Source organism: Streptomyces sp. NPDC046862 (assembly GCF_040704615.1).
GTDB lineage: Bacteria > Actinomycetota > Actinomycetes > Streptomycetales > Streptomycetaceae > Streptomyces.
This window is the reverse complement of sequence record NZ_JBEYXP010000036.1, coordinates 20,700-36,603: the sequence shown is the minus strand read 5'-3', so window position 1 is coordinate 36,603 and position 15,904 is coordinate 20,700. Positions and strand designations below refer to the sequence as shown.

The window sequence follows — 15,904 nt, the reverse complement described above, 5'->3', positions numbered from 1 at the left end:
TAGGAGTTGGAGTGCGCTTTAAAGCAAATACCTCTCGGTCCGGAATTCGGAGGCGTCTGGCATGTGCGCCCTGTCAGGTTTCGACCGTTTCGGCCAGACGTACCAGAGAACCCAGTGGTAGCGAGTAACAAACTGTCCATTCTCAGCCGAGCGCGTGGGACACTACTCAGCCCCCGACGGCAAACCGCCCTCGCAGGTCCGTGCCACGACCGATCATCGCTCGATGACTAAGAGATTCCGCTGGTCCGGGCGGCGGTATCGCGGCGGCTCGCGACGGCGCCCCTACCCGCAGCATCTCTTAGTTCAGAGAAGAACTCGCGGTCGTCCAGGCTGCCTGGACGTCCCGAGGTGGCCCGGGGTGCTGCTGACCGGCGTCGCCTGCGCCGTGTTGCTGGGACGACTTCGGCACCCCCGACCTGCACCCGCGCTGGATCGCGCCGGGCACCGACCCGCGCTCCTTCGCCGTCCCCGAACCGGGCAGGGGCCTGCGCCTGCTGGCGGGCCGGGCACCCGAGGCACGGGACGCCGAACGCCTGTTGTCGGTCCGGGCACGTGATGCCTCCCGGACCGCGACCGCGGCCCTGCCGCAGGGCGACGCGGCCCTGGTCGTGCGGATCGACGACGCGCACTGGATCGGGGTGGAACGCCGGGGCGACACGCTGTCGGCCCGCGCGGTCGTCGGCCCGCTCGACCAGGTGCTGGCCACCGCCGACGGGATCGGGCCGGAGCACCCGCTCGCTCTCCGCGCGGTGGGCAACACCGAGCAGTACAGCTTCGCCAAGGGACCGGACGAGATCCACGTCGGCCACTTGGCCGGGGACGAGTTCCACACACTGGCCACGATCGACGGCCGCTACGTCTCGACCGAGGTCGCCGGGGGCTTCACCGGCCGGGTGATCGGCGTCGAGGCGCTCGGCGCGGACGCCGTCCTCACCCGCTTCGGCTACACCCCGGAGTCCGTCCGCCCACCACCCCGTGACGTGACGCGTCGGGGCGGACCGGATGAAGAAGACCGGGCCGCCCCGACGGCCGGGCGGGACTGGGCCGGTTTCGTTCGGATCATCGGGCGGACCAGAGCAAGATGCCCGCGATGCGGAGTCCGGCCAGGTAGATGGTGGCGTTCTTCTCGTGGCGGGTGGCGATGCCGCGCCACTGCTTGAGGCGGTTGACGCACCGCTCGACGGTGTTGTCCTGTTTGCAGGTCTCACTGTCGAAGGCCGGTGCGCCGGTGAGCGAACGTCAGTGGGCGGTGAAGCCACCATCGACGGGGAGAGCTGTGCCGGTGACGAAGCCGGCGCCGGGGCTGCACAGCCACAGGACGGCTGCCGCGACCTCGTCCGCTGTCCCCAGTCGGCCGATGGGCTGTTCCTTGAGGATCCCGGCCATGGCCTCGGCCTGGTTCTCGACCATGTCGGCGACCATCGGGGTGTCGATGACGCCGGGGCACACGGCGTTGATACGGATGCCCCGCGGCGCGTACTCGACCGCGGCGCTGCGGGTCAGGCCGATGACGCCGTGCTTGGAGGCGTGGTAGGCCGCACGCTCGGGCAGCCCGACAAGCCCTCCCAGGGATGAGCAGTTGACGATGGCTCCGCTGCCCTGCTCTCGCATCTGTCGCAGTTCGTGCTTCATCGCCGCCCAGACGCCGCGCAGGTTGACGGCGTTGACCCGGTCGAAGGAGTCGGCCGTCTCGTCGGCCGCGTCGACCGGCGGCACCTGGATGCCGGCGTTGTTGAACGCCATGTCCAGGCGGCCGTACTCCGTGACCGCGCGCCGCACCGCCGCTTCCACTTGCTGTTCGTCGGTGACGTCGCAGACGACACCGATCGCCCGCCGCCCGCGGCCGGTGATCTCCTCGGCCACGTTGTGGACGGCGTCGGGGTCGAGGTCGGCCAGAACCACGGCGGCGCCGGAGTCGGCGAAGGCGCGGGCGGCGGCCAGGCCCATGCCGGAGGCGGCGCCGGTGACCAGGGCCACCTGCGCGGAGAAGTCGTAGGTGGGGTTCATGGTGTTCTCCCGTCGAATCAAACAAGGTTCCGCAAACTGCCCAGGATCTTCGAGGTCCCGGGCGAGGGCGGCTGGAATCGGTGAGTGAGGAGTCAGGGCTTCAGCAGGGTTTTGACGGCACGGCGCTCGTCCATCGCCTTGTAGCCCTCTTCGGCCTGATCGAGCGGCGGTGTGAGGTCGAAGACGCTGGCCGGGTCGATCGTGCGGTCCCAGATGAGCTGGATCAGCTCGGGCAGGAACCGACGCACCGGAGCGGGGCCGCCGAGCAGGTCCACCTCGGCGAAGAACAGTTCCTCGCCCGGAAGCTCCACCCCGTGGGCCACGCCCAAGAACCTCACGTGCCCGCCGGCACGGGTGGAGCGGATGGCCTGCGTCATGGATTCCTGGGTGCCGACGGCCTCGACAACACTGTGGGCGCCGTACCCGCCGGTGAGCTCCTTGATCCTGGCTACGCCCTCGTCGCCTCGCTCTGCGACGATGTCGGTCGCGCCGAACTCGAGGGCGAGCTTCTGCCGCGACGCGTGCCGCGACATCGCGATGATCCGCTCTGCGCCCCGCTGCTTCGCGGCCAGGACAGCGAGCAGACCCACGGCTCCGTCACCGACCACGGCCACGGTCCTGCCCGGCCCGGCCTCAACGGCCACGGCGCCGGACCAGCCCGTTCCGAGCACATCGGAGGCGGCCAGGAGCGAGGGGGTCAGGTCGTCGTCCGGCATTCCGGGTGTGGCGACGAGGGTGCCGTCGGCCAGCGGCACCCGCAGGTACTCCGACTGCGCCCCGTTGGCGCCGACGTACTCGGCGTGCGCGCACCGTGACTGGTATCCGGCTTCGCAGATCTGACAGGTGTTGTCCGAGGCGAAGAACGAACCGCCGACGAAGTCACCGACCGCGATGTTCTTCACCTCGCCGCCGATCTCGGTGACCACGCCGGCGTACTCGTGCCCCATCGGGGTCGGCTGTGTCGCATCGTTGCTGCCGCGGTAGTCCCACAGGTCCGACCCGCACTCGCACATGGCCGACACGCGGATGATCGCATCCGTCGGCGCGACGATCGCGGGGTTCTCGCGCTCTTCCACCCGGACATCGCCCGGGGCACAAATGACAGCTCCACGCACGTGGCGGACATTCCCTTTCACACAGACTCTCTGAGTTGCCTGGCCACTGTGCCTCGCCTCGCGGATGCCTGCCAGGCACTCTCAGGGACCCCCACACCGGGAACAGGCGTCCTAGCCTTGACGCCATGGATTTTCAGCAGGAGATCCGGGGCTTCCTCATGAGCCGCAGGGCCGGGGTCACCCCCGAGCAGGCCGGCCTGCCCTACGTCGGGGGCAACCGCCGCGTCAAAGGGCTGCGGCGCGAGGAAGTCGCGATGCTCGCCGGCCTCAGCGTCGAGTACTACACCCGCATGGAACGCGGCCAACTCGGCGGCGCGTCCGAGAGCGTCCTCGACGCGATCGCCCGTGCGCTCCAGCTCGACGACGACGAGCGTGCCCACCTGTACCACCTGGCACGCAACGTCGCACCCGGCTCACGCCGCAAGCGCCTCGAGCGCACCTTCCCCATCACCGCGTCGGTGCAGCAGGTCCTCGACTCCATGAGCGTTCCCGCCGTCGTACAGAACGGCCGCCTCGACCTCCTCGCGGCCAACGACCTGGGCCGGGCGTTGTACGCCGACGTGTTCACCATGGGCCAGCAGCCACCGAACCTCGCCGACTACGTGTTCCTCGACCCGCGTGCGGAGGCTTTCTACGCCGACATCGACGAGGCGAAGAACCAGCTGGTCGCGGTACTCCGCGCGACCGCCGGACGCGACCCGCTGGACAAGCAGGTGGCCGAACTCATCGGCGGGCTCTCCACCCGCAGCACCGATTTCAGCACCCGCTGGGCCAAGCACAACGTGCGCCGCCACTCGCGCGGACGCAAGGTCGTCAACCACCCGGCAGTCGGCAGGATGGACCTCGCGTACGACGACTTCGCACTGCCCGGCGACCCACACGTCTCCATCACCACCTACACCGCAGATCCCGATACGCCCAGCGCAGACGCTCTCACCCTGCTGGCGGCCTGGGCCGACACGCAGAAGCAGCCGCAGACCATCAACGACGAAGTACGCCGTACTCGCCCCCGCCACCCTTAGGGCCTGTCGTTCGGATCACGCCGCAGACGCGGGGCCCGGCACGCGTATGTGCCGCGTTGTCGTCGGTTGCCGACTCCCCCACGCTCGGCTGCGCTCGCGCGGGGCGCCCCCGTCGCGTCGACGCCCTCCTCCACCTTGCAGCGGCACGCACCGGGCCCCGCTCACCGGCGATGACGAAACACCGTCGATTCCCTGCGCCCTGCTCCGAACGACAGGCCCTGGGTCACATCCAGGGCGCCGCCCTTGCGAGCGACCTCACCCAGCCAGGCCAGGCTCGGCTTGGGGGTGCGCTCGAACGTCTCACCGTCGACCGCGATGAGCCCGAACGTGGGCGCCCAGTGGCCCCGTTCGAAGTTGTCCAGCGCCGACCAGTGCAGGTACCCGCGCACGTCGATGCCGTCGGCGACCGCGTCGTGCAGATGTCCCAACGCCTCGGTGGGGTAGGCGATGCGGCGCGTGTCGTCGGCCGTGGCGATGCCGTTCTCGGTGACGAGCAGCGGGATCGCCCCCTCCGTGGCCTTCCAGGCGTCCCTCAGCGCCATGCCGAGCGCGTCCGGCCGGTACGCCCAGTCCGTCAGCGTGTTGTCCGGGTGTCCGGCTGGATCCTCGACGACTTCGGATACCGCGGCGTGCTGTGGTTCATGGTGATCGCCACCGCGATCAGCCTGGTCTCCGTGCTGTTCCTCGTGCCCGGGAGCCCGGTGCGCGAAGCCCGCACCCCCACCGACTGGGTCGGCGGGGACCTGCTGGGCGGCGGCATGGCGTCCATCCTCTACGGCGTCGGCAAGGGCGGTCAGTGGGGCTGGACCAGCGGTGACACGCTGGCCTTCATCGGGGGCGGCGTGGTGGCCGTGATCGCCAGCATGATGCAGGGCGTCCTGCAGGCCGTGCTCACCCAGCTGGCGTACGCGGTCGTCGCCCAGAACAGCAGGGTGATGAGGGGCACCGCGTTCTACGTCGACGACAGCTACACCAAGGGGCTCCTGCTCTTCGCCGGCGTGGTCGCCGTGGCCACTGCGCTCATCACCCTCGTCCCCAAGGCCAAACGCCTCGACGAGGCCGAGGTGGGACAGGCGGTCTGACCCTGCCCCGTGGTCGGCTCCGGTGATCTTCCGAGCCGGCCGGCGACGTCCGAGACGCAGCTCCTGCTGGGACCGCTCAACGACTGAACCGAGGACCTGGACTTCGCCGGGCGCCGCTGCCCGGTCAAGGCCAAGAGCGCCCGGACCAAGGCCCGCTGCCGCGGCCAGGCGCGCGAGGACTTCGTATGGGAGACGGTCTACTGCGGCGCCGGCACCGTCCGGCTCCGGCCCCGCCTGCTCAAGGGCCGCACCTGCCGCCCGGTGTTCGTCACCCACCGCAAGCCCGGCCCCGGCAAAGTCGTCTGTCTGCGTGACGTGTGCCCGGACACCGGCTTCGCCCCGCTGTCGTAAGGAGGCCCGAGCTTTGCCGGATGAACACACCGCCATGCGCGGGCCGGGGACCGAATGGGACCGGCACGAGTACCGCCATTCCGCCCTGACCCCTCGGAGAGGCCGGGGCGAGTCTGTTGTGCTGATGGCGACGTCACGGCATAAGAAACCGGAGAACGTTCGCAGATGCTTCAAGCCGTCACCGGAGGCGATTGCCGAGCTCACCAGCCTGCTCGCCCCCGGTGACAGCCGACGCTGAACGCAGGCGGCCTGATTCGCCTGTCGCTTCTTCGCCTCAGTTGGTCCGGTCTTCCAGGAAGCGAGGAGGCAGGGCCGGTTGCTCCCAGAGGCCGGTCAGGTGCTCGTGGAGGACCTCGTGTGCCTCTTGCGGGGTGAGGTGGCCGATGAGGACGTGCGTGGTGAGGCCGTCCGCGAGGGCGAGGAGAGTGCGGGCCTCGCGTTGTGGATCGAGGGGTACGGCGCGGTCGGTGCCCTCGCCGGCTTCCGAGATGAGGCGGGTGAACGCCTCTTGCAGGGCTGCGTAAGACACCTTCAGCGTCCCGGCGAGCGCCTTGCTGACAGCCGCCTGCGCGACGAAGGCGAGCCAGACCCGTGCCTCGGCGCGGTGATCTTCCCTGAGCAGTGAGATCTCGGTGGCGGCGTGGCCCAGGGCGGTGCCGGCCGACTGGGCCGGGCTCCCGTCAAGGCGGGCCTGTACGCGCTCGCTGATCCGCTCGCTGACGTGCCCCAGAGCGAATACGAGCATCTCTTCCTTGGTGCGGAAGCACCGCTGAACGGCGCCCATGGACACCTGCGCGCGAGCGGCGACGTCACGAAGGGTCACGCCCTCAAGGCCACGTTCGTCGGCGAGGTGGCAGACGGCCTCGGCGATGAGGCGGCGTCGGCCCGCGTGATCCACCTGCCTGGGCATGCCCGGTCGCCTCCCTGCTCCACGGCGCTCTGCTCGCAGCGCGCCTTATGCGATGCGCTCGTACCGGTACCAGGGTACGGTTCGGTTTCGATGCAGGCGCATCGGTACGTAGGGGAGGAAGGAAAGGCCATGCAGGACGCCTTGTGGAAGATGTCGGCCGCCGCCCAGGCGGAGGCCGTGCGCGGCGCACATGTCTCGGCACTCGAACTGGTCGACAGTCACCTCGATCGCATCGCCGACGTCAACCCACAAGTGAACGCGGTCACGCAGCTCCTGGCGGAGCGCGCACGCGAGGCCGCGACCCAGACGGACCGTCGGCGGGCCGCCGGTGAGGCGCTGGGGCCGCTTGCGGGCGTGCCGTTCACCGTGAAGGAGAGCACCGCCGTCGAAGGCGTGCCGACCACGTTCGGCACGGAGCGCTTCCGCGATCTGGTGGCGTCGGCCGACGCGCCCCCGGTGGCGCGGCTGCGTGCGGCCGGGGCCATCCCCATCGGGCACAGCAACATTCCCACCCTGATCCTGGCGGGGATGCACACGCGCAGCGAACTGTTCGGCGACACGATCAATCCGTGGGACAGCGGCCGGACCCCGGGCGGCTCCAGCGGGGGCGACGCGGTGGCCGTGGCCACGGGCATGGCGGCGCTCGGGCTCGGCAACGACTCCGGGGGATCGGTGCGCATCCCGGCCCAGTTCTGCGGCGTGGCCGGGCTGAAGCCGTCCACGGGCCGGTTTCCGGCGGACCACCGCGTTCTCGGCCCGGACGACCCGGGCCCGGCGTCCCAGATACTGGTCACCGACGGCCCGCTGGCCCGGAGCGTGGGCGACTTACGGCTGGCTTACGAGGTGCTGGCCGGGACCGATCCGCGAGACCCACGGGCCGTACCGGTGCCCGCGTACGGCGAAGCGCTCCCCGGGCCGGTGAAGGTCGCGGTCGTGGCGGACCCCGGCGGGCACGGCGTCCACCCCGCGGTGCGCGGAGCCATCGAGACCGCGGCCGACGCACTCCGCGACGCCGGATACGCCGTGCGCGAGGTACGGGACGTACCGCGGATGGACGAGGCTCTCGAAGCGTACGGCCGGATCACCGTGACCGAGTTCGCCCCGACCTGGCCGGTGGTACGCGAACTGCTCGGCAAAGGCGGGGATCGCTACATCGCGATGGCGATGGAGCAGACCCCGCCCGCAAACGCGGACGAGTTCATGAAGCTGATGGGCACCTGGATGACCATTCGCCGCTCGTGGGCCGAATTCCTCGATACATACCCGCTGTTGCTCGGCCCGTCGTTCACCGAGCCACCGGTCGAGCCGGGGCTGGAGTCGCGGGACAGGGCAGGCCGGGACCGGGTCGGGTCGGGGATGCGCCTGTGCAGCGTGACCAGCTTCGTGGGCGTGCCCGGTGTGGCCGTACCGACCGGCGTGGTCGACGGGCTCCCCTTGGGAGTGCAGATCGTCGGGCGCGCGTTCCGGGAGGACCTGTGCCTGGAGGCGGCCCAGGCGATCGAGGACCGGCTCGGAGTTCTCACACCGGTCGATCCGTGTGTGGGAGGCCGGGCTGATTGAGCCCTTGCGCCAGGGAGAGCGCCCTGGTCGGCCCCCGCGTCCCTCACCCTCAGCATGCCGGCCCCGTGCCAATCGGCATGGCTTGAAAGGAACCCGTTCACCATAAACCGCTTTCAACGGCAGCCCGAGATCGCGGTACGTGTAGAGACGCCCGAGGCTCCAACGACGATCGGCGCCCGGAACCACAACCGGAATGGACACCATGAACACGGCCCCCACCGAGGATCATTCGCCCTCCTGCCGCGACTTGGTCGGTCTCCTCGCCCAGACCGACCGGCGCGCCGCCTACGCGGCCCTCGCCCTCGGCGCGACCTCCGTGGCCGAGGTCGCCGAACTGGCCAAGCTCCGCCCACCGGCCGCTGCCGCTGCGCTGCAGAAGCTGACGGACGGCCGGATCGCCGCCTTCGACAGCGAAAAGCGCACGTACACGCTGCTCGACGACACGTTCCGGCACGCAGTCCAGGCCGAGGTCAGAGTCTCCGGTCGGGGCAGCGGAGACGGGGCGGGCTCCTACTTCCGCCGTGGCCGGCTCACTTCCATTCCGGGCAAGGCGGAGGTACGCGGCCGTGTTCTGGCCGTTGTGAAGGATTCGTTCGTGCCCGGCGTGACGTACTCCGAGGCCAAGGTCAACGCGATCTGCGGCGAATGGTTGGACGATTGGGTGAGCCTGCGCCGTGCCCTCGTGGACGAGGGTCTGTTGCGCAGAAACGAGTCCGGCACCACCTACGAGCGCGTCTGACGGATGGTGCGCGTACTGCCCGACGATGCCGGCACACCCTCGGATCACCGCGCGGGCCTGGCACGCAGGCACACCCTCCGACGCGTTCTGTCGTCGCCGTGGTTTCGTGGCTCGGCCCGGACGAGTCGCACTGTGAGGCGGCACGACGACGGAGGCACCATCCGATGAACCTGAGCAGCCAGGGCAGCGCATGCGGCCGGCTGCCCCGGCCCGTGACCAGGGACCTGGTCATCGAACGCGGCGCGCGTGCCGATGCGCGACGGCGCCGTCCTGTCGGCCGACCGCAGGGATTCCGAAGTCCGGCGGCGACGGCCTGCCCACGGCGCCCATCCGCGTGCCCTATAGCCGGGCAGGTGCACACGGCCGGCAGCCGGCCCGCCCGCCGGCCGGCCGGCCGAACGCGGCTTCCAGGTCCTCATCCAGAGCACCCGCGGCACGTTCGGCCCCGACGGCCCCTTCGAAGGCCTGTCACCTGGAGCCGCTGCATGCCGAGGTAGTGGAACTGGGGGTGGGCGGCGGACCGCCTCGGCGAGTCGGCTTCGAGAGGTCCGACCGGACCGGGTCCCAGGCGCCGCCGTCGGCTTGCGCGGTGGTGGATCACACGGCTGTCCTTCGGGGTGTGCCGGGTGCGGCCGTGCTGGGTGCCATCGGCTCGGGTCGGGGAGCCGTGGGCAGACGGGGCACCCAGAGCAGGCCGATGACCGCCGCGGCCAGCGCCAGGCCGAACAGGGTGCCGAACATCAGGCGGGTGTGGCCCAGGGCGAAGGCGGGGGTGCCCAGGGCGGCCAGTCCGGCGACGGCCCGGGTGAAGGCCATCGTGACGCCCTGGGCGGTGGCTCGCAGCAGGGTCGGGAACATCTCTTGCGACCAGACCTTGTAGACGGACTCACCGGCGAAGGAGTTGCCGAGACCGGAGATGAGCATGACGGCGACCAGGGTGAACCTGCTCGGCCCCAGCAGCGCGGGCAGCGCCCAGGCCAGGACGATCAGCCCGGAGCCGACAGCGAACCAGGCATGCCGGGACGGTTTGTCGATCACCCGCATGAACAGCAGGCCGGCGGCGAAGCCGACCGGCAGTCCGAGCAGGGTCAGCTGGGAGAACTGCGCCACCTCTCCCTTGGCCAGAGCGGTCCACAGGAAGGTGCCGAACTGGCCGAGGGTGTTCGCGCCGAGGTTCCAGGTGGCGTAGTACAGGCCCGTCGCGAGCAGGGCGTGGAGGGCCGGTGCACGGAAGAGGTCCCGGACGCGGCTGAACTCGATGTTCTCGGAGCGGGCCGTCGAACGCGTGTCGGCCGCCCGGCGGGCAGCCGTCCATTCGGCCGACTCACTGAGGGTGAGGCGCAACAGCAGCACGACGACGGCCACGACGAGCAGATGGGCGAACAGGATCCGGCCGCCCAGCATGCCCTGGACTCCCATGAAGGAGCTCAGCACCAGCACGGCCACGATGCCTGCGAGCCAGAGCATGCCGGAGAACACCACCATGGTGCCCTTCCTGCCGGCCGGTGCCTCTTCGTTGACGAGGGCGAGCGAGACGGGGAGATCCGCGCCGATGGCCAGGCCTGCGGCCACGACACCGGCGTACAGCAGAGCGGGGCCCACCGCCACCAGGAGCAGCAGGGCACCGACCGCGTAGAGCCCGAGCGAGAGGGTGAAGACCGTTCTGCGGCCGAACCGGTCACCCAGTCGGCCGCCGAACAGCGCGCCGACCGCGAACGCCAGCGTCTGCAGACCCAGCAGGGATCCGATGGCGCCGGCGCCGAGCTGGAGCGGCCCGGCGTAGTAGCCGCCGACGGCGATGCCCGACGTGACCAGGGCCGCGGCGTCCAGGTAGGAGGCCATCCCGGCGAGGGTCGCGGTCTTCCACGGGCTACTCGCGGCGTTCTTGATGCCGGACATGACTCCTCCTCGACGGGCACAAGGAAGGGGGCGGGAGGTCTGTAGCCTGGCTGCGGGTCGTCCGGGTGACGGTGAGCAGGCACCGCTCCTGGCGAGAGCCGCCTACTCGTTTCACTTACGCGTGCCAGTTGAACGATCTGGCCGGTAAGCTAGCCGCGGCCGTGGGCTTTGACAAGAGGTGCGACCGAGGCGAGGCGGGGTGGCCGGGTGTCCGAGGGCAGACGGGTGACCAGCGCGGATGTGGCGCGGGAGGCCGGAGTCTCCCGCGCGACGGTGAGCTACGTCCTCAACGGCGTTCCCCATCAGAAGATCCCCGAGGCCACCCGGCAGCGGGTGTGGGACGCGGCCGCCCGGCTGGGTTACGCGCCCTCGGCCGCGGCGCGTGCCCTGCGCACGGGACGCTCGGAGATCGTGCTCGGTCTGCTGCCCGACTGGCCGATCGAGCATGTCCTCGGACGGCTCATCCAGCAGCTGACCAACGCCTTCGCCGAGAACGGGCTGACCTTCGTGGTGCACTCGTCGGCTCATCCCGCGCGCCCCCTGCGTGACATCTGGAAGGCCATGACGCCGGCGGCCGTGCTGGCCCTGCAGGGGTTCGACGACGTGGAAGCCGAGGCGATGCGGGCGGCGGGCATCGAGGTCGTCATGGCCATGCACGGGTCGATACGAGGTGAGCCGCGGCCTCCTCTGGTGTCCGAGCAGCCGATCGGCGCACTGCAGGCACGGCACCTCGCCGCACCGCACCGCCGGCTCGGCTACGCCCACCCCGACCTGCCGGGACTCGACGTCCTGGCCCAGCCGCGGCTGGACGGCGTCCGCAAGGTCTGCGCCGAACTGGGCATGCCGGAGCCGGACGTCCGGACGGTACCCCTCGATGCGGCCGGCGCCGCCGAAGCGGTGAAGGGGTGGCTGGACGCGGACCCGCCGGTGACGGGCATCTGCGCGTTCAACGACCATGTCGCCCTCGCTGTACTCGCGGGCCTGAGCCATCTCGGACTGCGTGCTCCGCGTGACCTGGCCGTGATCGGGGTCGACGACATCCCGGGCGCGTCGCTGGCCCAGCCGCCGCTCACGACGGTCGTCCGCGACACCGACGCCATCGCGCGGGGACTGGCCCGCCGCGTCGTCGACACGCTGGGCGGCAAAGAGCCCCCCGCCGAGCCCCTCCGGGACGACCTCCTGCTCCGCTTCCGGGAATCCGCCTGACCGGCGCGCGCCCGCACGGGTCTTCTCGGCCTCACCGGAACGGGTCACGGGTGCCGGTGTGGCTGTCCTGTTCCCCGCCGGGGGTGGCGGTCCAGCCGGCGAGGAGCGCGGCGAAGAGGGTGGCGAGAATCAAGGAACTCACGGGCGGACTCGGCGCGCACTCGGTGGTCGAGGCGGTCGGCACGCAGGGGTCCTTCATGCAGGCCGTCGGCGCGACCCACGGAGGTGGCCACCTGGGCTACGTAGGGGTGAACTACGACGTGAGCACCCCCGGCATCGAGCTGTTCTTCGCCGGCGTCCACACCCTCGATCGAGCTGTTCCTCGCCGGCATCCACACCCTCGGCGGCCCCGCGCCCGTACGGCGGTTCCTGCCCGAACTGATCCAGCTCATCTGGGACCGCGAGATCGACCCCGGCAAGGTCTTCGACCTCACCCTCCCCTGGAGCAGGCCCCGGAGGGCTACAAGGCGATGGACGAGCGCCGCGTCACCAAGGTGTTCCTGCCCCTCTGACGCGTGCGCCCACGAGGTGGATCGCCCGACCGTGGGCGCGTGGTCCGGCGGCTCAACCGGTGGTCGCTTGCACTTGCGTCCTCTGCTGACGGCGCCTGCGTTGCAGGACCGGGTCCGGGACAGGGGCGGCCGCCACGAGGCGCCGGGTGTACTCGTGCCGCGGCCGGTCGCACACGTCGGTGCTGCGTCCCTCCTCGACGATGCGTCCGTGTTGCAGCACCAGGGTGCGTGCCGCGAACTCCTTGACGACAGCGAGGTCGTGGGTGATGAACAGGTACGCACAGCCCAGGGTCTGCTGGAGTTCGGAGAGGAGTTCCAGGGCGGCGGCCTGGGTGGTGACGTCGAGGGCGCTGGTGGGCTCGTCGCAGATGATGAGCCTGGGCTGCCGGGCGACCGCGCGGGCGATGGCGATGCGCTGGCGCTGACCTCCGCTGAACTGGGCCGGGTAGCGGTCGGCCGCGTCCTCGGGCAGGCCGACGCGGCGGAGCAGCTCGGTGATGTGGTCCCGGACTTCGCCGCGTGAGCTGGTGGAACCCGAACCGGCGAGCAGTGGCTCGGCGAGTGTCCGGCCCACCGGCAGTGCCGGGTTGAGCGAGCCGTAGGGATTCTGGAAGATCACCTGGATGTCGGTGGACAACAGGCGGCGGGCACGGCCGGTGAGACGTGTGATGTCCCGACCGTCGAGCAGCACGCGCCCGCCGCTGACCGGCGTCAGTCCCAGCACCGCCCTGCCGATGGTGGTCTTGCCCGAGCCGGACTCGCCCACGAGGGCGACCGTCTCTGCCTGACCGACCTCGAACGACACGTCCTCGATGACCGTGGTCGGGGGCTTGCGGAAGCCGCGGCTCGGGTAGCGGACCGCGAGCCCGTCGACTTGGAGTATCGGTGTTCCGGTCACGCGATCCTGCCCTCGGTCCGAGCGATGCTGGGTGTGCTCTCGATGAGTTTCTTCGTGTACGGATGCCGGGGCCGGTAGAAGATGTCCTCGACCGAGCCCTGCTCCACGATCCGGCCCTTCTCCATCACGATCGCCCGGTCACAGGTGTCCGCCACCACTCCCAGGTCGTGTGTGATCAGGACGATCGCCATGCCGCGCTCGTCGCGCAGCGACCGGAGCAGGTCGAGGATGCCGGCCTGCACGGTGACGTCCAGTGCCGTGGTGGGTTCGTCGGCGATCAGCACCTTCGGTGACCCGGCCAGCGCCATGGCGATGACGACCCGCTGCACCATGCCGCCGGACAACTCGTGCGGGTGTCGGCGCGCGACGTCGTCCGGATCTCGCAGTTGGACGCTGGTCAGCAGCTCGCGGACTCTTTGCCGCACGGCGTGCTTCCCGCCCGGCACGGCGCCGGTACGCCGGATGACCTCGCCCAACTGGGAGCCGATGGTGAAGTACGGGTCGAGTGCCACCATGGGTTCCTGAGACACCAGGGCCATCTCCCTGCCGCGGATGCGCTGCAGCTCCCGTTCCGGCAGGCCGGTGATCCGGGTCCCGGCCAGCCAGGCCGAGCCGCTCGTCACCGTCCCGCCCGGGGCGAGCAGCCCGAGGAGCGACAGGCCCGTCACCGTCTTGCCGCTTCCGGATTCACCCACCAGCCCGAAGATCTCGCCGGCGTTCACCGTGAAGCTGACGGAGTCGACGACGGTCCGCCGGCCTTGCGGGGTGGCGAAGGCGACGGAGTAGTCGCGCACGGCGAGCACACCCGCGTCCGGTGGTGTGTCCGGTGTCTCGGCGGTGTCCTTGGCGGCCGTCACGGCAACCGGCCGCCGCGACGGGCCGCCGGCGCCTCGCTTCCGGGCCTGATCGAGGTCGCGCAGCCCGTCGCCGAGCAGCCCGAAGGAGACGGACATGAGGCCGATCAGACCGCCGGAGACGAGCAGCAGATAAGGGCTCTGCTCCATGACCTGCGAGGCCTCTCCGACCATCCCGCCCCAGCTGGGAGCAGGTGGCGGGGTGGCCAGGCCGAGGAACCCGAGCCCGGTCTGCACCATGAGGGCGACGCCCGAGAATAGGCACACCTGGACCAGCAACAGCCCCACCAGGCCGGGGAAGATGTGCCGTGCCATGATCCGTGCCGAACCGAGCCCGGACACTCGGGCGGCGTCCACGAACAGTTCCTCCCGAAGCGCGATGCACGAACTGCGGATGATCCGGGCCAGGCCCGCGGAGGAGAGCATGCCGAGCGTGATCATGGCGGCGACGTTGCTCTGGCTGAAGATCGCCAGAACGGCGAGCATGAGGATGACCACGGGAACGGAGAGCATGACGTCCATCACGGCCACGATGGCCCGGTCGGTCCAGCCGCGCAGATAGCCGGCGAGGATGCCGAGTGACATGCCCAGGCAGATGTAGACGCTCACGGCCACACCGACCCCCAGCAGGGCCGGCCGCCCCCCGTAGAGCAACCGGCTCAGCACGTCACGGCCGAGGTCGTCGGTGCCCAGCGGGTGGCTTGCCGACGGACCGCCGCGCGCGTGCAGCAGGTCCTGCGCCAGCGGCGGGTGCGGTGCCAGAAGAGGGGCGAGCATCACGGCGACGGTGACCGCCAGGACCACGGCGAGCGCCGCCGCGGTGAGGGGGCGGCGCCAGACCCCGGCGAAGGGGTTGGTCCACTTCCGTGCTCGCACGCTCACGGGCGGATCTGCAGCGGTCATGCCACACGCACCTTCGGATTCAGGAAGCTGTAGACAACATCGACGAGAAGGTTCACGGCGATCACCAGGATCGTGAAGGTGATGGCAGCGCCCTGCACGACCGGCAGATCGTGCTGGTTGGTCGCGTCGACGACCGTCGTCCCGAGCCCGGGCAGGGTGAAGACGTTCTCGACGAGAATCGTGCCGGGAATGTACGCGATCATCGTGAGGCCGACCGCGGTCGCCACCGGCAGCCCGCAACTGCGCAGGGCGTGCTTCCAGACGATGGATGCGGGCCGGACGCCGGAGGCCCGCAGCGTTCTGATGTAGTCCAGGCCCAGGGTGGTCAGCATCGCATCGCGGGTGATCTTGGAGATCAGGGCGACACCCCCGATCGACAGAGCGATCACGGGCAGCACGAGGCCGGCCGCCCATTGCCCCGGAGACTGGGCGAACGGGGTGTACCCGGTGGCCGGGAAGATCGGGAACCTGACCGCGAACAGCGTGACGAGCATCAGGGCGAGCCAGAAGTTGGGCAGGGCGCTGCCCAGCAGGGACACCACGTCGATCAGCCGGCGGCTGAACCGGCCACGCGTCGCGCTGTACACGCCCAGCAGGACGCCGACCAGCGTCGACAGCACGGTGGCCCCGATCACCAGGGTCAGCGTGACCGGCAGACGTTGTTGGATCGTCCCCAGTACGGATTCGCCGCTGAACAGCGAGTTGCCGAAGTCGCCGTGCAGGATGTCGCGCAGGTAGAGCCAGTACTGCTCGACGAACGGCTGGTCGAGATGGAGCGCGGACCTCAGCGCGTCGTACTGCTCCTTCGTCGCGTTGACCCCCAGGACCGTTCGTGCCGGGTCACCC

12 protein-coding genes and 4 pseudogenes are annotated in these 15,904 nt (G+C 70.4%); 7 read left to right on the top strand and 9 right to left on the bottom strand.

Annotated elements, in window-relative coordinates:
• Nucleotides 1-407 precede the first annotated feature (407 nt).
• Nucleotides 408-905, top strand: a pseudogene (locus tag AB0959_RS33135) (glycoside hydrolase family 43 protein); the annotation flags it as partial.
• A 154-nt stretch (nucleotides 906-1,059) separates the two neighbouring features.
• On the opposite strand, the pseudogene AB0959_RS33130 reads toward AB0959_RS33135, so the two are convergent.
• The 3 genes and pseudogenes from AB0959_RS33130 to AB0959_RS33120 form a co-directional block, all read right to left on the bottom strand.
• Nucleotides 1,060-1,188: pseudogene (locus tag AB0959_RS33130) on the bottom strand (IS5/IS1182 family transposase); the annotation flags it as partial.
• 51 nt (nucleotides 1,189-1,239) lie between these two features.
• A complete protein-coding gene (locus tag AB0959_RS33125; protein ID WP_366830393.1) occupies nucleotides 1,240-2,007 on the bottom strand; it encodes a glucose 1-dehydrogenase in 768 nt (255 codons plus the stop codon).
• A gap of 92 nt (nucleotides 2,008-2,099) precedes the next feature.
• A complete protein-coding gene (locus tag AB0959_RS33120) occupies nucleotides 2,100-3,122 on the bottom strand; it encodes a zinc-dependent alcohol dehydrogenase family protein (protein WP_366830392.1) in 1,023 nt (340 codons plus the stop codon).
• A 125-nt stretch (nucleotides 3,123-3,247) separates the two neighbouring features.
• Here AB0959_RS33120 and AB0959_RS33115 point away from each other — a divergent pair, with 125 nt between their 5' ends.
• The gene (locus AB0959_RS33115) at nucleotides 3,248-4,144 is read left to right on the top strand and encodes a helix-turn-helix transcriptional regulator (RefSeq protein WP_366830391.1); all 897 of its coding nucleotides are present in this window, start codon (nucleotides 3,248-3,250) and stop codon (nucleotides 4,142-4,144) included.
• Between the two features lie 161 nt (nucleotides 4,145-4,305).
• Here AB0959_RS33115 and AB0959_RS33110 read toward each other — a convergent pair.
• Nucleotides 4,306-4,734, bottom strand: a pseudogene (locus AB0959_RS33110) (family 1 glycosylhydrolase); the annotation flags it as partial.
• Here AB0959_RS33110 and AB0959_RS33105 point away from each other — a divergent pair.
• Together AB0959_RS33105 and AB0959_RS33100 are read left to right on the top strand one after the other, a co-directional pair.
• Entirely contained in the window at nucleotides 4,735-5,226 is a 492-nt protein-coding gene (locus tag AB0959_RS33105) for a hypothetical protein (RefSeq protein ID WP_366830390.1), read from the top strand.
• Between the two features lie 57 nt (nucleotides 5,227-5,283).
• A pseudogene (locus tag AB0959_RS33100) lies at nucleotides 5,284-5,815 on the top strand (site-specific integrase); the annotation flags it as partial.
• Between the two features lie 36 nt (nucleotides 5,816-5,851).
• Here AB0959_RS33100 and AB0959_RS33095 read toward each other — a convergent pair.
• Nucleotides 5,852-6,487 (bottom strand): TetR family transcriptional regulator C-terminal domain-containing protein, encoded by a 636-nt coding sequence (locus AB0959_RS33095; protein ID WP_366830389.1) that lies wholly within the window; start codon nucleotides 6,485-6,487, stop codon nucleotides 5,852-5,854.
• A gap of 129 nt (nucleotides 6,488-6,616) precedes the next feature.
• Between AB0959_RS33095 and AB0959_RS33090 the strand changes: the two genes are divergently transcribed.
• Entirely contained in the window at nucleotides 6,617-8,047 is a 1,431-nt protein-coding gene (locus AB0959_RS33090) for an amidase (RefSeq protein ID WP_366830388.1), read from the top strand.
• Nucleotides 8,048-8,249: 202 nt separating this feature from the next.
• Nucleotides 8,250-8,786: a DUF2087 domain-containing protein gene (locus AB0959_RS33085; protein ID WP_366830471.1), complete on the top strand. Its 537-nt coding sequence runs from the start codon at nucleotides 8,250-8,252 to the stop codon at nucleotides 8,784-8,786.
• A 597-nt stretch (nucleotides 8,787-9,383) separates the two neighbouring features.
• Here AB0959_RS33085 and AB0959_RS33080 read toward each other — a convergent pair.
• The gene (locus AB0959_RS33080) at nucleotides 9,384-10,685 is read right to left on the bottom strand and encodes an MFS transporter (protein ID WP_366830387.1); all 1,302 of its coding nucleotides are present in this window, start codon (nucleotides 10,683-10,685) and stop codon (nucleotides 9,384-9,386) included.
• Between the two features lie 207 nt (nucleotides 10,686-10,892).
• Between AB0959_RS33080 and AB0959_RS33075 the strand changes: the two genes are divergently transcribed.
• Nucleotides 10,893-11,891 carry a LacI family DNA-binding transcriptional regulator gene (locus tag AB0959_RS33075; protein ID WP_366830386.1) on the top strand — a complete coding sequence of 333 codons (999 nt, stop codon included), beginning with the start codon at nucleotides 10,893-10,895 and terminating at the stop codon, nucleotides 11,889-11,891.
• A 564-nt stretch (nucleotides 11,892-12,455) separates the two neighbouring features.
• On the opposite strand, the gene AB0959_RS33070 is transcribed toward AB0959_RS33075, so the two are convergent.
• The 3 genes from AB0959_RS33070 to AB0959_RS33060 all read right to left on the bottom strand — a co-directional run.
• A complete protein-coding gene (locus AB0959_RS33070) occupies nucleotides 12,456-13,301 on the bottom strand; it encodes an ATP-binding cassette domain-containing protein (protein WP_366830385.1) in 846 nt (281 codons plus the stop codon).
• Entirely contained in the window at nucleotides 13,298-15,058 is a 1,761-nt protein-coding gene (locus AB0959_RS33065) for a dipeptide/oligopeptide/nickel ABC transporter permease/ATP-binding protein (protein WP_366830384.1), read from the bottom strand. The genes AB0959_RS33070 and AB0959_RS33065 overlap by 4 nt, the downstream gene beginning before the upstream one ends.
• On the bottom strand, nucleotides 15,055-15,904 hold an 850-nt coding region (locus AB0959_RS33060), incomplete at its 5' end, for an ABC transporter permease (RefSeq protein WP_366830383.1). The genes AB0959_RS33065 and AB0959_RS33060, both read right to left, overlap by 4 nt.